General features: G+C 60.4%; 12 protein-coding genes. 7 read left to right on the top strand and 5 right to left on the bottom strand.

Features of this window, described 5'->3' with window-relative positions; translation table 11 throughout:
* The first annotated feature begins 288 nt into the window (after positions 1-288).
* Together KJF94_RS19315 and KJF94_RS19310 are read left to right on the top strand one after the other, a co-directional pair.
* Positions 289-1,011, top strand: a complete 723-nt coding sequence (locus KJF94_RS19315) for a response regulator (protein ID WP_214377961.1) — start codon at positions 289-291, stop codon at positions 1,009-1,011.
* Complete coding sequence (locus tag KJF94_RS19310; RefSeq protein WP_214377960.1) at positions 1,008-2,618, top strand: ATP-binding protein; 1,611 nt, start codon at positions 1,008-1,010, stop codon at positions 2,616-2,618. The genes KJF94_RS19315 and KJF94_RS19310 overlap by 4 nt, the downstream gene beginning before the upstream one ends.
* A gap of 124 nt (positions 2,619-2,742) precedes the next feature.
* On the opposite strand, the gene KJF94_RS19305 is transcribed toward KJF94_RS19310, so the two are convergent.
* Positions 2,743-3,468, bottom strand: a complete 726-nt coding sequence (locus KJF94_RS19305) for a 4'-phosphopantetheinyl transferase family protein (RefSeq protein WP_214377959.1) — start codon at positions 3,466-3,468, stop codon at positions 2,743-2,745.
* 194 nt (positions 3,469-3,662) lie between these two features.
* A complete protein-coding gene (locus KJF94_RS19300; RefSeq protein WP_214377957.1) occupies positions 3,663-4,454 on the bottom strand; it encodes a dienelactone hydrolase family protein in 792 nt (263 codons plus the stop codon).
* A gap of 146 nt (positions 4,455-4,600) precedes the next feature.
* Here KJF94_RS19300 and KJF94_RS19295 point away from each other — a divergent pair, with 146 nt between their 5' ends.
* From KJF94_RS19295 to KJF94_RS19285, 3 genes are all read left to right on the top strand, one after another.
* The gene (locus tag KJF94_RS19295; protein ID WP_214377955.1) at positions 4,601-5,203 is read left to right on the top strand and encodes a porin family protein; all 603 of its coding nucleotides are present in this window, start codon (positions 4,601-4,603) and stop codon (positions 5,201-5,203) included.
* A gap of 125 nt (positions 5,204-5,328) precedes the next feature.
* Entirely contained in the window at positions 5,329-6,006 is a 678-nt protein-coding gene (locus KJF94_RS19290) for a response regulator (RefSeq protein ID WP_034146140.1), read from the top strand.
* Entirely contained in the window at positions 6,003-7,349 is a 1,347-nt protein-coding gene (locus tag KJF94_RS19285; protein ID WP_214377953.1) for an ATP-binding protein, read from the top strand. The genes KJF94_RS19290 and KJF94_RS19285 overlap by 4 nt, the downstream gene beginning before the upstream one ends.
* 157 nt (positions 7,350-7,506) lie before the next feature.
* Here KJF94_RS19285 and KJF94_RS19280 read toward each other — a convergent pair whose 3' ends face one another.
* Positions 7,507-8,505, bottom strand: a complete 999-nt coding sequence (locus KJF94_RS19280; protein WP_214377951.1) for an AraC family transcriptional regulator — start codon at positions 8,503-8,505, stop codon at positions 7,507-7,509.
* A gap of 337 nt (positions 8,506-8,842) precedes the next feature.
* Between KJF94_RS19280 and KJF94_RS19275 the strand changes: the two genes are divergently transcribed.
* Together KJF94_RS19275 and KJF94_RS19270 are read left to right on the top strand one after the other, a co-directional pair.
* Positions 8,843-10,177 carry a dicarboxylate/amino acid:cation symporter gene (locus tag KJF94_RS19275; RefSeq protein ID WP_214377949.1) on the top strand — a complete coding sequence of 445 codons (1,335 nt, stop codon included), beginning with the start codon at positions 8,843-8,845 and terminating at the stop codon, positions 10,175-10,177.
* Between the two features lie 146 nt (positions 10,178-10,323).
* Positions 10,324-11,505, top strand: a complete 1,182-nt coding sequence (locus tag KJF94_RS19270; protein ID WP_214377947.1) for a CaiB/BaiF CoA transferase family protein — start codon at positions 10,324-10,326, stop codon at positions 11,503-11,505.
* Between the two features lie 120 nt (positions 11,506-11,625).
* On the opposite strand, the gene KJF94_RS19265 is transcribed toward KJF94_RS19270, so the two are convergent.
* Both KJF94_RS19265 and KJF94_RS19260 read right to left on the bottom strand, forming a co-directional pair.
* Positions 11,626-12,120, bottom strand: coding sequence for a SprT family zinc-dependent metalloprotease (locus KJF94_RS19265; protein ID WP_214377945.1), 495 nt, complete (start codon positions 12,118-12,120; stop codon positions 11,626-11,628).
* A 147-nt stretch (positions 12,121-12,267) separates the two neighbouring features.
* Positions 12,268-12,870, bottom strand: a complete 603-nt coding sequence (locus tag KJF94_RS19260) for a Yip1 family protein (RefSeq protein ID WP_017340184.1) — start codon at positions 12,868-12,870, stop codon at positions 12,268-12,270.
* Positions 12,871-13,000: the final 130 nt, after the last annotated feature.

The following is a 13,000-nucleotide window of genomic DNA, read 5'->3' as shown; positions in this document are numbered from 1 at the left end:
GTGCGTAAATTGTGTGTGAAAGATGGAACCGGCGTGTAGGCCGCGACCTAGCTGGAGCGGACCGTTTTTCACTGATTTTCAGCGACTGAAAACAGTCATCCGGATTTTTAAGGGCGCGAACCCTATCACAAAAAACCGGCGTGTCCGAACGCATTTGCCGGCTTGTGTTCTGGACGAGTGGCGTTTATACAATCGGCCGGTGCATACACATTTCTTATCCTCCCCAATCATTACAAAAAGACGGGCGGATCCTTCCTTAATAAGTGTTGTTGGCAAGCAGAGGTCACCGTGGAGCAAGAAGCCTGGCAGGTATTGATTGTGGAAGACGACCAGCGTCTGGCCGAACTGACCCGCGATTACCTGGAAGCCAACGGCCTGCGCGTGTCGATCGAGGGCAATGGCGCCTTGGCCGCAGCCCGCATCATCAAGGAGAAACCGGACCTGGTGATTCTCGACCTGATGCTGCCGGGCGAAGATGGCCTGAGCATTTGCCGCAAGGTCCGCGACAAGTTCGACGGCCCGATCCTGATGCTCACCGCCCGCACCGACGACACCGATCAGATTCTCGGTCTCGACCTGGGCGCCGACGACTACGTGTGCAAGCCGCTGCGCCCGCGCTTGCTGCTGGCGCGCATTCAGGCGCTGTTGCGACGCAGTGAAACACCTGAGCCGGTCCCGGAAAAACAACGGCGTCTGCAATTCGGCCCGCTGGTGGTCGACAACGCGCTGCGTGAAGCCTGGCTGCATGACAACGGCATCGAATTGACCAGCGCCGAGTTTGATCTGCTGTGGCTGCTGGTGGCCAACGCCGGGCGCATTTTGTCTCGCGAAGAGATCTTCACCGCGTTGCGCGGCATTGGCTATGACGGCCAGGACCGTTCCATCGACGTGCGCATTTCGCGCATCCGGCCGAAGATCGGCGACGACCCGGACCATCCGCGTCTGATCAAGACCATTCGCAGCAAAGGTTATCTGTTCGTGCCTGAAGCCTGCGTAGATCCCTCACTGTGAATTCGATTTTCCTACGCATCTATGGCGGCATGTGCGCGGCGTTGATTCTGGTGGCGGTGCTCGGCGTGCTGGCCTTGCACATGCTTAACCAGGTGCGCAGCGAGCAGTACCGCGAGCGCCTGGCCCACGGCACGTTCTCGCTGATGGCCGACAACCTGCAACCGATGAACGAAACCCAGCGTCACCGCGCTTTGCTGGTGTGGGAACGTTTGCTCGGGATTCCGCTGGCGCTGAAAACTTTCGCCCAGACCGACCTCGACCTGACCCAGCGCACCCGTGTGCTGCGCGGCCAGGCACTGGTGGAGCAAACCGGTCCGCATGCGGCGAAGGTGTATCGACTGGTCAGCGACAAGGAACAGTTGGTGCTCACCGGCGAGGTGCAGCAGATCAGCGAGCAACTGGCCCGGGCGACCATTTACTTGCTCGCCGATGAACTGGTGCGCGTGCCAGTGGCCGACCAGCCCAAGCGCCTGGCGCAGATAAAGGAAGAGAAGGGCTTCGGTTTCGATCTGCGGCTGGTCACGGTCGATGAGGCTGACATGGATGAAGACCAGAGCCGCCGCGTGGCCGAAGGCGATACGGTAATGGCGCTGGGCAAGGAGGGCGACTCGATCCGGGTATTTGCCGGCATGGTCGGTACGCCGTGGGTGCTGGAAATCGGTCCGCTGTACCAGATGAATCCTTACCCGCCGGAATGGCTGGTGCTGATCGCGGCCCTCGGTTTGAGCCTGATCGGTTTGATCGTCTATTTACTGGTGCGGCAACTGGAGCGCCGTTTGCGTGGCCTCGAAGCGGCCGCCACGCGCATCGCCAAAGGCAGCCTGGAAACCCGCGTGCCGGCACGCGGCGCGGATTCGGTCGGGCGCCTGGCGGCGGCGTTCAACGGCATGGCCGAGCACCTGCAACAGTTGCTGGCGATCCAGCGTGAACTGGTGCGCGCCGTGTCTCACGAATTGCGTACGCCGGTAGCGCGCCTGCGTTTTGGCCTGGAGATGATCGGCTCGGCCACTACGCCCCAGGCCTTGGAGAAATATTGCGAAGGCATGGACCACGACATCGAGGATCTCGACCGGCTGGTGGACGAGATGCTCACCTACGCGAGGCTGGAGCAGGGTTCGCCGGCGCTGAATTTCCAGCGCATCGATCTGGATGCGCTGGTCAATCAGGTGATCGAAGAGTTGGCGCCACTGCGCGCCGACGTCACGGTGCAGCGCGGTTTGTGCCTGTCGGCGGCCGATTGCGATGACGCCTGGGTCGAAGCCGAGCCTCGCTATTTACACCGGGCGATTCAGAACCTGGTGAGCAACGCCATGCGCCATGCTCAATCGCGGGTGACCGTGAGTTATCAGGTGGGGCAGCAGCGGTGTCGGGTCGATATAGAAGACGACGGGCCAGGCGTTCCCGAATCGGCGTGGGAGAAAATCTTTACGCCGTTCCTGCGACTGGATGACAGCAGAACCCGCGCGTCGGGCGGGCATGGGTTGGGCTTGTCGATCGTGCGGCGGATTATCCATTGGCATGACGGGCGGGCGTTGATCAGCAAGAGCAAGAGTTTGGGCGGGGCGTGCTTTAGCCTGAGTTGGCCGAGGAATCAGGAGAAGCGCTGAGATCTTTGTTGTCTGTTCTGGCCTCATCGCGAGCAGGCTCGCTCCCAATGGATCTATGTAGCACCACAAATCCCTGTGGGGGCGAGCCTGCTCGCGATGAGGCCCTCCAGAACACTGCAAATCTTCAGGCCTTGATACTGACCAGACTCAACAACTGCCCATCCTTCATCCCAAACTGCGCATCCAGCTCCGTGCCATTTCGCCACTCACTGGACAGGTCGGTGAGCAACCGCAACCGCACCTCACCGCCCTCGCTCCACTCCAGCACTTCGGCATGTTCAAAATAAAACCGCTGCTGAACGATCGGGTAGAGCGCCTTGAACAAACTCTCTTTCACCGAAAACGTCAGCGTCACCAGCATCGCCAGTTGATCGCGAGGTCCGGCGGCCATGCGCTGCAATTCCGCCGGCGTAAGAATTTCCCCGGCCAGGCGTTCCGCCCGTTCAGGGTTGAGCAGGTTTTCCAGGTCCATGCCCAAGCCGCGCCAGTGGGTTTTCTGCGCGACAATCGCTGCCGCCCGGCCGGTGGTGTGGGTGATCGAGCCGCTGATGTGCGCAGGCCAGACCGGCGCCCGGTCGTCGCCAATGGCCGGGACGACATTCAGCCCTTGCAGCTGTTGCAGTGCGGCCCGCGCGCAAATCCGCCCGGCGAGGAATTCCGTCTGACGCTTGGCGACTGAGCGCTGGATGGTCGCGGGTGGTTCGATGGCACTGCGCTGGAAATCATCGATGGCCAGTTGCGAGGTGTCGAATTGCGTGCTTAGCAGCACCGTATCGGGCAGCACAAACGGCAGCGGCCAATGTGCATCGAGCGGGGTGCAGCAAGCGGGCAGGGCGGGGAGGGCATTCATGTCGGGCATTTTGCCGGGTTGCCTTCGGGCTGGGTAGTAGCAACAGTTTTTGTGGCGAGGGAGCTTGCTCCCGCTGGGCTGCGCAGCAGCCCCAAAACCTGCAATCGCATAACGTCAGACACACCGCGTATGCCGGGTTTACGACTGCTTCGCAGCCGAGCGGGAGCAAGCTCCCTCGCCACAGAGGTCACTGCTCAGCCAAATATTTTCTTGAAGAAGGCCTGCATGTCCGCCCACGACTTTTCATCCGCCGCCTTGTTGTAACCAATATCCGGACCGCCATGATCGCCATGGCCCAGGCGATCCGCATCCGGGTTACTGAACCCGTGCTTGGCACCCTCAAGGCTGACGAACTGATAATCGGCCCCGGCCTTGTCCATCTCGGCCTTGAACGCCGACACGTTTTCCGCCGTGACCATGCTGTCCAGCGCACCGTGCTCGACCAGGATTTTCGCCTTCACGCTGCCCGGCGTCGCAGGCGCTTTCGTCGCCAGCGCCCCGTGGAAACTCACGACGCCCGCCAGCGGCAAGCCCTGGCGTGCCGCATTCAGTACCACCGCGCCGCCAAAGCAATAACCGATGGCAGCCACTTTGTTTGGGTCGGTTTGCGCCTGTTTCTTCAACAGATCGAGCCCGGCCTGGAAGCGGGCGCTGGACGCAGCGCTGTCTTTCAACGCGGCCTGCATGAAGGCCATGGCGTCCTTGGGATGCTCGGTGTTCTTGCCGTCGCCATACATATCGATGGCCAGCGCGCTGTAACCCAGGCCGGCCAGGTCACGGGCGCGACGCTTGGTGTAATCGTTGAGCCCCCACCACTCGTGCACCACCACCACGCCCGGGCGTGGGCCTTTGATCGCGTCGTCGTAGGCGTAGTAACCGATCAGCTTCGTGCCGTCGGCGCTCTGATAAGGGATTTCCTGAGTTTTGATGGCGGCCTGACTAAGTCCGCTCAAGGCCAGCAAAAGCAAAGCGAGGAATACGCGCATGGTCGGATCTCCTGCAAAAAGTCGTTAAAACAGCCGGTGCGATTCGGTTCAGCTCAGGTTCAGAGTGCGTTCAGGGGGAGTTCAGGGCCAGGTGAGTAACCTTGCGCCATACCCGAAAAGCACATGGCACATGAGGAAACTCCCCAATGACTACCTTCAAGAAACTGCTTCTGGCTTTCACCGTCATGGGTGCAAGCGTAGCCGCCCACGCGGCTGACGATAACTTTGCCAGCCTTACTTTTGGACAGACCAGCGACAAGGTCAAAAAGTCCAACGCCCTGAACGCCAACCTCAACAACCCGAACGCCGACGGCGTGATCGGCAAGGACAACACCTGGGGTGTGCGCCTGGGCCAGCAAAACAGCCAGGGCCGCTACTACGCCACTTACGACAACGTGTCGGGCTCGCACAATGGCATTAAACTGCGTCAGGAAAACCTGCTGGGCAGCTACGATCTGTTCTACCCGGTGGGCGGCAGCACCAAACTGTTTGGCGGCGCCACGGCCGGTCTGACCAAACTGACCCAGGATTCCCCAGGCTTCAGCCGCGACAGCGACATCGGTTACGCCGTGGGCGGCCAGCTGGGTGTGTTGCAGCAGGTTTCGCAAAACACCTCGGTTGAACTGGGTTACCGTTACCTGCGCAGCAATGCCAGCACCGAGATGAGCGAGCGCGGTGGCAGCAAACAGGGTTCGCTGGACCTGACCAGCAGCGCCCAGACGTACCTGTCCGCCAACTACGCTTTCTAGAAAGCGTTGCGCGAAAGGCCGGCACCGGATCAACCCCAGCGGTTGATCCGGCGTCGCCATGTTAGCCATCGAGGTGCGCTTGCACGTTGTACCTCTGGATATGTTGATTTGCCCTGGAGAGCGTCATGAAACTGCTGGTCGTCGAAGATGAAGCGCTGTTGCGCCATCACCTGCAAACCCGCCTGACGGACAGCGGCCACGTGGTCGAGTCCGTGGCCAACGCCGAAGAGGCGCTGTACCAGACCGAGCAGTTCAACCATGACCTGGCGGTGATCGACCTCGGGTTGCCGGGCATGGGCGGGCTCGACCTGATCCGCCAGTTGCGCTCCCGGGGCAAGACCTTCCCGATCCTGATCCTCACCGCACGCGGCAACTGGCAGGACAAGGTCGAAGGCCTCGCCGCCGGTGCCGACGATTACGTGGTCAAGCCGTTCCAGTTCGAAGAGCTGGACGCGCGCCTGAACGCCTTGCTGCGCCGCTCCAGCGGTTTCACCCAGTCGACCATCGTCGCCGGGCCGTTGCTGCTCGACCTCAATCGCAAACAGGCGACCCTCGACGAACAGCCGCTGGCGCTGACCGCGTATGAGTATCGGATTCTCGAGTACCTGATGCGCCATCACCAGCAAGTGGTGGCCAAGGACCGCTTGATGGAACAGCTCTACCCGGATGACGACGAGCGCGATCCGAACGTGATCGAAGTGCTGGTCGGCCGTTTGCGCCGCAAACTCGAAGGGCCTGCCGGGTTCAAGCCGATCGACACCGTGCGTGGCCTCGGCTATCTGTTCAATGAGCGCTGCACTTGATTCGTTCTCTTCGTGTCCGATTGATGCTCGCCGCCACCCTGTTGGCGGTGTTGTTCATGCTGGCGTTGTTGCCGGCGATGCAGGGCGCGTTCAGCCTCGCGTTGCAGGATTCCATCGAGCAACGCCTGGCGTCGGACGTCACCACGCTGATTTCCGCCGCCCGGGTCGAGGGCAACCACCTGCAGATGCCGGCGCAGTTGCCCGATGAGCGCTTCAACCTCACCGACAGCCGTTTGCTCGGCTACATCTATGACCGCGAAGGCCATCTGGTGTGGCGCTCGAAAGGCACCCGCGAAGAGAACATCAATTACAAACCGCGTTACGACGGGCGCGGTAATGAGTTCGCGAGGATCAGCGAAGCCAACGGCCAGGAATTCTTCGTCTACGACGTTGAAGTCAAACTGCTCGGCGGTAAAAGCGCAGCGTTCAGCATTGTCGCACTGCAACCGGTGCGCGAATACGAAGTGACCCTCGAAGGTCTGCGGGAAAACCTTTACCTCGGCTTCGGCGCCGCGCTGCTGGTGCTGCTCGCTTTGCTGTGGATCGGCCTGACCTGGGGTTTGCAGGCGTTGCGTCGGCTCAGTCAGGAACTCGACGAAATCGAAAGCGGCACCCGCGAAAGCCTCAGCGAACAGCACCCGCGCGAACTGCTGCGCCTGACCGGCTCCCTCAACCGCTTGCTGCACAGCGAGCGCGAACAACGCAGTCGCTATCGCGATTCCCTCGATGACCTGGCCCACAGCCTGAAAACCCCGTTGACCGTGTTGCAAGGGGTCAGCGAGGACATGGCGCAGCGCCCGGAGGATCGTGATCAGGCCTGGGTGCTGCAAACCCAGATCGAGCGCATGAGCCAGCAGATCAGTTATCAGTTGCAGCGCGCCAGCCTGCGAAAAAGCGGTCTGGTGCGTCATCAGGTGCGGCTGCGGCCGGTGCTGCAAAGCCTCTGCGATACCCTGGACAAGGTCTACCGCGACAAGCGCGTGCGGGTGGCTTTCGATCTGCCGGAACACTGTTATGTGCCGATCGAGCAGGGCGCCTTGCTGGAAATGCTGGGCAACTTGCTGGAAAACGCCTACCGACTGTGCCTCGGCGAAGTGCGCATCAGCGTGCGCGAAACCTTGAGCGGGATCGAGTTGTGCGTCGAGGACGACGGACCGGGTGTGCCGCCGGATCAGCGTGCGCGGATTCTGCAGCGTGGCGAACGGCTGGACCGTCAGCATCCGGGGCAGGGGATCGGGTTGGCGGTGGTCAAGGACATCATCGAGAGCTACAACGCCAAGTTGACCCTGGGGGATTCACCCATGGGCGGCGCGGCGTTCCGGATTCATTTCCCGGTGGTTTGACCTTGGGTTTATAGCGTTCTTTCCGGCCTCTTCGCGGGCAAGCCTCGCTCCTAAAGGGTTTGTGTCGTGCCGCTATTTTGTGATCGGCACAAACCCTGTAGGAGCGAGGCTTGCCCGCGAAGAGGCCAGTGAATCCACCAAAAAGCCTGCTTGAAACTCAATTCTCTTGGGCGCGATAGGCCCCAGGCGTCAACCCGGTCCACTTCTTGAACGCCCGATGAAACGCCGAAGGCTCGGAAAACCCCAGTTGCTCGGCAATCTGTTGCAACGACAGGTCCGCACGCCCCAAGTGATAAATCGCGATGTCCCGGCGCAACTGATCCTTCAACTCCTGAAAACTGGAACCCTCTTCACGCAAATGCCGACGCAGCGTCTGTGGGCTGATGTGCAGGTGCGCGGCCACCGTTTCCAGGTCCGGCCAGCGAGCGCTGTCGCGGCTGAGCAAGCGGCGCAACTGACTGCTCAGGCTGTCGCCGTCGTCCGGGCGCGACAACAGGTCGGCGGGTGAGCGTTCGAGGAAATGCTTGAGGGTGCGTTCGTCCTGCAACAACGGCATGTTCAGGTAGCGACTGTGAAACAGCAGGCTGCTCTGCGCCGCCGAAAACTCCATCGGGCAGGGGAACAGCAAGTCGTATTCGGCGCCGTGCGCGGGCCGTGGATAACTGAACGTCGCCTGCTCCAGCCGGATGCGCTGGCCGATCAGCCAACTGCCGAGTCGGTGCCAGACCATCAGCTGGCTCTCTGTGAGGAAATGGTCCGGGTCGCGGAACTGCGAATCATCGAGGCTCAGGCGGATCATTTCGTCTTCGCGGGTCAGGGTCAGCCGCGGACCCTCGGGGAATAGGCTATAAAACAATAAGCCGCGATGCAGCGCCTTATCGAGATTGCGACAGTGAATCACGGCGTGGCACATCATCGCGAAGCTGCCGGTTTTGCTCGGGACCGGCCCGAAGCCGAGGTACTCGTCGTCGAGTGCCAGCCACAAGCCCTGGATCAATCGGGTGAACTGTTCAGGTGCGATTCGCGCACGCGGCTCATCCAGCAGCTCAGGGCTGATGCCGAGTTGTTGCAACAGCTTTGAACAGTCATGACCGAGGCGGCGCGCGCCACCAAGGGCGGCACGGGCGAAATGACTGGCAATGGTGCGTTCGCGCATAGAAGGCAGATCCGTCATTGAACGACGGATGGTAGTCATGCTGCCTGAGGATGAACAAGGCGGATATCCGCCAAATTGCAGGACGAGGTTTGGTGGATGGGCGGAAAACCGCCACTGTTATATAACGCATCAGTGGCACGTTGAACCTGTAATCCTTGATGTCAAAAGGCTTGCAGGTTTTTTGGCAAAGGTGGCACGCCACTTGCGATACAACGAGCAGATGCCTGCCGTCGCGCAGCTCGAAAAAACAAATCCCTCCAGTGCAGGAGGGTTCGCAATTCAGGTGTCGTGGACAACAGGTGGATGTTGTCACCGCGCACTCTTGAGGAACTTTGCAATGACGACTCGTCAGCCACTGTACAAATCCCTGTATTTCCAGGTGATCGTCGCCATCATCATTGGCGTTCTGATCGGTCACTTCTACCCGCAGACCGGTGTGGCCCTCAAGCCGCTGGGTGACGGGTTCATCAAACTGATTAAAATGATTATCGCGCCCATCATTTTCTGCACCGTCGTCAGCGGTATTGCGGGCATGCAGAACATGAAGTCGGTCGGCAAGACCGGCGGTTACGCGCTGCTCTACTTCGAAATCGTTTCGACCATCGCCTTGCTGGTCGGCCTGTTGGTGGTCAACATCGTCCAGCCGGGCAACGGCATGCACATCGACGTGACCACGCTGGATGCCTCCAAAGTGGCTCAGTACGTAGCGGCCGGTGCTGATCAAAGCGTCGTTGGCTTCCTGCTGAACGTGATCCCGAACACCATCTTCGGTGCGTTCGCCACCGGCGATATCCTGCAAGTGCTGATGTTCTCGGTGATCTTCGGTTTCGCCCTGCATCGCCTGGGTGCCTACGGCCGGCCGATCCTGGACTTCATCGATCGCTTCGCCCACGTGATGTTCAACATCATCAACATGATCATGAAGCTCGCGCCAATCGGTGCCTTCGGCGCCATGGCGTTCACCATCGGTGCCTACGGTGTCGGTTCGCTGGTGCAACTGGGTCAGTTGATGGCGTGCTTCTACATCACTTGCCTGCTGTTCATCCTGATCGTGCTGGGCGGTATCGCTCGCGCTCACGGCTTCAGCGTGCTGAAAGTGATTCGCTACATTCGTGAAGAGCTGCTGATCGTGCTGGGTACTTCTTCTTCGGAATCGGTACTGCCACGCATGCTGATCAAAATGGAGCGTCTGGGCGCGAAGAAATCCGTGGTGGGTCTGGTGATCCCGACCGGTTATTCGTTCAACCTCGACGGCACCGCAATCTACCTGACCATGGCGGCCGTGTTCATCGCTCAAGCGACTGACACCCACATGGACATCACTCACCAGATCACCCTGCTGGTGGTGTTGCTGCTGTCCTCCAAAGGCGCCGCAGGTGTGACGGGTTCGGGCTTCATCGTACTGGCCGCCACTCTGTCCGCTGTGGGCCACCTGCCGGTTGCCGGCCTGGCGCTGATCCTCGGTATCGACCGCTTCATGTCCGAAGCCCGTGCACTGACCAACCTGATCGGCAACGCCGTTGCTACCATCGTTGTGGCCAAGTGGGTCAAGGAGCTGGACACCGACGTACTGCAATCAGAGCTGGCTTCCGGCGGTCGCGGTATCTCCGACGAACGTGTTGAAGACGACCTGGGCGTGGCCGAAGGCCCAACCCCGAACAGCGTCAAGTAACACGCGCAGCAAAAGGAAAAACCCGCTTCGGCGGGTTTTTTCATTCCCGCGATTTGAGCGTAACGGTCACAGTTGCTGACACATCAGGTGATTGCTGCAATCGCGTTGCCTGCCTAGGCTGGAAGCATCGTTTATGGAGATTGCTCATGCTCGGCCCATTGGCATCACTCAAGGTTCTGGATTTCTCGACACTGCTGCCGGGGCCGTTCGCCTCGCTGTTACTGGCCGACATGGGCGCCGAGGTGTTGCGCATCGAGTCGCCGACCCGCATGGACCTGTTGCGCGTGCTACCGCCCCATGACCAGGGTGTGTCGGCCAGCCACGCCTACCTCAATCGCAACAAACGCAGCCTCGCGCTGGACCTCAAGCAGCCCGAGGCGCTGGAAGTCATCAAGCAGTTGCTGCAGGACTACGACATTGTCCTTGAACAGTTCCGCCCCGGTGTAATGGAACGCCTTGGCCTGGGGTATGAAGCGTTGAAGGCGATCAACCCGAAGCTGATCTATGTGTCGATCACCGGTTACGGCCAGACCGGCCCCTACAAGGACCGCGCCGGCCACGACATCAATTACCTGGCGTTGGCGGGACTGGCGAGCTACACCGGCCGCGCCGAGAGTGGGCCGTTGCCCTTGGGCATGCAAGTGGCGGATGTCGCCGGTGGCTCGTTGCACGGAGTGATAGGGCTGCTGGCAGCGGTGATCGCCCGGCAGCAAACCGGGTTGGGGCAGCATCTGGATGTGAGCATGACCGACTGCGCGTTCAGCCTGAACGCCATGGCCGGTGCGGGTTATCTGGCCTGCGGCGAGGAACCGGGCAGGGAAGACCAGATGCTCAATGGCGGCAGCTTTTACGATTATTATCGTTCGCGGGATGGCCGCTGGTTATCGGTGGGCAGTCTGGAGCCGGCCTTCATGAAGCAACTGTGCACGGCGCTGGGGCTGGAGGAGCTGGCGGCGCTGGGCTTGTCGCCTCAACCTGCCCAGCAAAAGAAGCTCAAGGACGCGCTGAAGACCGAATTCGAGAAGCATGACTTTGCCGAGTTGTGTGCGCTGTTTGCCGAATTGGATGCGTGTGTTGAGCCGGTGTTGAGTTTGGGGGAGGCGATTCGGCATCCGCAGTTGAAGGCTCGGGAAGTGGTGACCGATGTGCCGCGGGGGGACGGGACGAGTCAGGCACAGATGGCGTGTCCGTTGAAGTTTTCGGACGGGTTGCCCGAGCCTCGGCATATTGGTGCGGAGCTGGGGCAGCATACGGATCAAGTGTTGAGGGAGTTGGGGTTTGATGCTGAGCGGATTGCCGGGTTGCGGCGTGCCAAGGTGATTCTCTAGCGCCTGTCAGGCCGCCATCGCCAGCAGGCTGGCTCCCACAATGGATCTATGGCGTATCGATGATCCCCTGTGGGAGCCAGCCTGCTGGCGAAGAGGTCGACCCAGACACCACAAATCTCACTATTCGACCCGCATCTCCCCACTGAACACCAACGTGCTCCGGCATCTGCGACACAAATACCGCCGCCCCTGCCGCACCAGGCTGTGTCGCTGCGCCGAAAACGGGAAATCGCTGCCGGCGCACGGGCACCTGTAGATATAGCGGGTCACGCTGCGACGCTTGACGTCATAGGTATGGCAACGATTGGGCGGCAATTCATACACGCCGCGCATGATCAATTGCCACTCTTCACCGTGGGGCTGAATACGATCGCCAAACAGCTGATGAGCAATCAGGTGCGCCACTTCATGGGCCACGGTCTGTTTGAGGAAGTCTTCGGTGTTTTCCCGGTACAACTGCGGATTGAAGCGCAACAGGTTCTCGTGAAGATGCGCGACACCGGCTTTTTGCCCGCGCAGCTTGAGGCTCACCACGGGGCGTTTGAAGGTTCGTTTGAAAAAGGATTCGGCTTGTTGGTAACAGTCTTCGACGCGGGTATTGAGTTGCTCGGGCATGCTTGATGGATCTCCAGAGACGTCGAGTATGCCGCAACCTTCGTGGCTTGCGAATCGCTCAGGTGCCGAGTGGTCGTTACCCCCTACATTAGAAGGCCGCCTTGCGGCGGCCTGTGTTGGCAGATCTTGTTTTTGGGTGGTGTGTTGCTAGTTCGTATAGACCGGCCCCACGCCGAGTCCCCAGACAATAACCGTGAACGCCATAATGGCCACCAGCACTACCAGCCCTACGGCGAGCACCGAACTTGAAAACAGAAATCCCTCGTCTGATGGAATGTTCATGAAAGTGGGTAACCCCACATACAGTAGATACACCGTGTAGCAGATGGCCGCCGTCCCGACGATCATCCCCAGCCACATGTGTGGGTACAGCGCCGCGAGGCCGCCAATGAACAGCGGGGTCGCGGTATAGGTCGCAAACGCAACGCAACGGGCCAGGCTCGGATTGGCGTCATAGGTGCGAGCCATCCAGTGGATGAACGCGCCCATCACTGCAACGCCGCCGAGCATCGCCAGGTACGACATGATCGTCATCCATAGCGCACTCTCTGTCGTCAACATCACCGGCGCTCGATTGCCGATGACCCAGCCGACCTGTGTGGTGCCGATAAACGCCGACACGGCGGGGATCGCCGCCAGAATCAACGTGTGGGTCAGGTACATGTGGCTGATGCTTTCCTCTTGGTCGCCACGGATTTCTTTCCATTCCTGGTCGGGGTGGGTGAAGAGCCCCACTACGTGATGGATCATGCCAGTCACTCCTCTTGTTTTTACCGTCGCCCCCCAGTGGAGCGCCTACAGGCCAAAGTGGCCAAGTAAGTAAAGGTCTGGATATGTGTGCGACCTTATGTCGCAGTATAGAAAGGTCTTACCGGCGCAG

The organism is Pseudomonas hormoni (assembly GCF_018502625.1).
GTDB lineage: Bacteria > Pseudomonadota > Gammaproteobacteria > Pseudomonadales > Pseudomonadaceae > Aquipseudomonas > Aquipseudomonas hormoni.
This window is presented reverse-complemented; position numbering and strand designations above follow the sequence as displayed.

Bases quoted from the DNA above. Each gene is read 5' to 3' on its own strand.
- KJF94_RS19305 (WP_214377959.1), bottom strand. From the start codon at position 3,468: ATGAATGCCCTCCCCGCCCTGCCCGCTTGCTGCACCCCGCTCGATGCA.
- KJF94_RS19300 (WP_214377957.1), bottom strand. From the start codon at position 4,454: ATGCGCGTATTCCTCGCTTTGCTTTTGCTGGCCTTGAGCGGACTTAGT.
- KJF94_RS19295 (WP_214377955.1), top strand. From the start codon at position 4,601: ATGACTACCTTCAAGAAACTGCTTCTGGCTTTCACCGTCATGGGTGCA.
- KJF94_RS19290 (WP_034146140.1), top strand. From the start codon at position 5,329: ATGAAACTGCTGGTCGTCGAAGATGAAGCGCTGTTGCGCCATCACCTG.
- KJF94_RS19280 (WP_214377951.1), bottom strand. From the start codon at position 8,505: ATGCGCGAACGCACCATTGCCAGTCATTTCGCCCGTGCCGCCCTTGGT.
- KJF94_RS19275 (WP_214377949.1), top strand. From the start codon at position 8,843: ATGACGACTCGTCAGCCACTGTACAAATCCCTGTATTTCCAGGTGATC.
- KJF94_RS19270 (WP_214377947.1), top strand. From the start codon at position 10,324: ATGCTCGGCCCATTGGCATCACTCAAGGTTCTGGATTTCTCGACACTG.
- KJF94_RS19265 (WP_214377945.1), bottom strand. From the start codon at position 12,120: ATGCCCGAGCAACTCAATACCCGCGTCGAAGACTGTTACCAACAAGCC.
- KJF94_RS19260 (WP_017340184.1), bottom strand. From the start codon at position 12,870: ATGATCCATCACGTAGTGGGGCTCTTCACCCACCCCGACCAGGAATGG.